This window comes from Treponema sp. R6D11, from assembly GCF_054786075.1.
Genome location: NZ_BDHD01000233.1, coordinates 1 through 2,422, shown reverse-complemented (window position 1 = coordinate 2,422; position 2,422 = coordinate 1). Strand labels below are relative to the sequence as shown.

The 2,422-nt window shown below is 39.4% G+C and carries 1 protein-coding gene; it reads left to right on the top strand.

Going from position 1 to position 2,422, the window contains the following annotated elements; translation table 11 throughout:
* On the top strand, window positions 1-2,422 hold a 2,422-nt coding region (locus ACYVTD_RS11635), incomplete at both ends, for a hypothetical protein (RefSeq protein ID WP_461247933.1).

Here is a 2,422-nt window from a genome sequence, read left to right as displayed (position 1 = left end):
GGCGAAAACAATAAAATAGAGCTTAACGTTGAAAACAAATTGGGTTTTAAAATTAAAACCGTTGAAATGGAAGTTGAATACATAGATAAAAATACCGGAGAACACATAAAGAAAAAATTCCCCGGACATATTAATGAGGTAACAGGTAAATGGGAAGTTGATCTTGACGTATCCGACATGCGAGACGGAAAAATTTCCGCATGGGTTACGGCAATTGACGAATCAGGAAACGAAACAACATCAACAGAAATTACCTACTTTGTAAAAAATATGCTTCCGCAAGTAAAATTAACCATACCTTCCGTAACATACGATAACTTTGACAATACTGAATTTTTACAGTCAATTGTGTTAAACAATGTGATTTATCAGGGTGTTGATATTATGGGGTTGGCTACGGACAATTTCGGTATAATGGTTGAAAAAGATGAAAACGGAAACATAACAGATGAATGGCCCAAAATAATGTTCTGGCCCTCTGATTTAGAAGATATTTATTTAGATGATGACAAAATACCTTTACCGAGTAACAAACAATATGGAGTATGGAGAACCGTAGTAATGCCGGCAAATCACGACTCTACCGCGACACAATTTTCATGGCCCTTTTTACAACTTGTAGAAGATCATGATGGAAGTTGGCGTTTACCGGTATTTGGCACGGCAGACAATTACAAAACACTTAAAACAAACCAAACATACAGATTCAGAATATGGATAAAAGACGCTTGGGGTAACGATAATTTTTATCCTAACCGTATAGACAATAAACGAGGACCCAACGGAACACCGGCAGATCCTGATACCGCAGTCGTAAAATATATCGAAGTAATGCATCAGTCGGTTGGCGACAAGCCTGTTATAAAAGTTCCTAATCCAAAGCGTTTCTACAACAGAGTGGGAGATTTTGTAGTTGATTTTGTAGTAGAAGCCGGCGAGACTTTTGACTATGGTGCTGATGATGCGGTAAGAGGATGGATAACAACAAAGAACGACGGAACCGATCCTGCTTTGAACTCATTTGAAAAATATGCGGTACGGCAGAATCTGCCGACCAGCAACTCCTATGTTTATAAGTTTACTATTACCGAAGCGGAGGCAAAATCAACATGGGGAGATAAACAAGCGGATCCAAGAACATTGTTTGTCGCACTTGTGGGGAAAAACAGCAAGAATGAAGAGGGACCTATAGATTACCAGAATTTCCAATTAGATGAGACGCCGCCGTCGGTAATAATTGATCAGCCTAGTCTTTTAACTAACACATTTAAAACAGGAACTGTTACAGGCGGTAATTACACTATTTTATATCCGCCCGCTTATGTAGATATAAACTCACGTCCAAAATGGGTAACCTCGACGGTAACAACAGGCGGAAGGTGTGATGATAAAACTCAAATAGATAAAATATATTACCATATTGGAAAAGTATATACGACAGCAGCGCAAAACGATGATAAATTAAACGATGCAGATTTAAAAGCATTCTATGAAAATGACGCTATGTGGGCAGATACAGGACTTGGAACTTCTAATACAGCTACTGACTGGGGCGGTTCTGTTTACTCATGGACTTATACAAAAACTTATTTTAGGGACACAGATTACAAGAATGATTCAACATATAAAAACCTTATACAAGAATTAAGCGAGCTTGGCGGCAACTTAGGCACGACGACTGCCGCAAATTATATTACAACAGGCAAACAACGATTCTATCTTCCCTTATATGTAAAAGTTGTAGATGTCGCGGGAAACAGGCAGATTGTTCATTATAAATTAAGCATAGACCCGCTCATGGATGAACCGCAGACAAGCATAATATACCCTGGAATAAATGAAGATGGATCGGCTAAAACCGTAGGCGGAACCGTACGAATAACAGGTTCGGCGGAAGACAATTACTGGATGCATAAAGTAGTAATGAGAATAAAAAAAGCCGGAACTGCGGCAGGCGTGTACTACATACCGACAACTTATCCTGTAACATCACCGTTTTATTCTCTTTATCCAACCTATCCAGTGCCGACAGGCTATACCAATGCCGGCTGGTTTGAAACAACCGCGGTGGGCGATGGTCCAATGGTAAATTGGACAGCCACTGTAAACGGAGACGCGGGACTTAACCCAACTTCCGGTGATACTGTAAATGTAACGGTTGAGGTTTTTGCCATTGATACCAATGTTCCTGCTCATGATACGCCATGGTTGGCAGGACCGGTTGAAACACAAAATGTTATTTTTAGTTCAAAAGTTCCAACAATAGAAGATATTAAAGTTACTACAAACGGAACGGAAAAAGATTATAAAGAAGGCATAAGCGCGGCGGGAAAATTTACCATTTCAATGAAAATAAGCGCCAATATAGCCATTAATAAACTTGTAGCAAAGGTAAATACAAACCCGGCTGTAACCCTTATAT